The sequence below is a fragment of the Bacillus sp. SIMBA_074 genome (assembly GCF_046534555.1).
Classification (GTDB): Bacteria; Bacillota; Bacilli; order Bacillales; family Bacillaceae_G; genus Bacillus_A; species Bacillus_A mycoides.
The window spans coordinates 1-224 of record NZ_JAWRYM010001399.1; the positions used below are offsets into that span (position 1 = coordinate 1).

The window sequence follows — 224 nt, forward strand, 5'->3', positions numbered from 1 at the left end:
CCGGTAGCACCAGTAGCGCCCGTGTTACCTCTAGGTCCGGTAGCACCAGTAGCGCCCGTGTTACCTCTAGGTCCGGTCGCACCAGTCACGCCCGTGTTACCTCTAGGTCCAGTCGCACCGGTAGCACCTGTGTTACCTCTAGGTCCGGTAGCACCGGTAGCACCTGTGTTACCTCTAGGTCCGGTAGCACCAGTAGCGCCCGTGTTACCTCTAGGTCCGGTAGC

1 pseudogene is annotated in these 224 nt (G+C 61.2%); it reads right to left on the minus strand.

The annotated features are described in order from the left end of the window. Positions 1–224, minus strand: a pseudogene (locus SB773_RS35305) (Gly-Xaa-Xaa repeat protein); the annotation flags it as partial.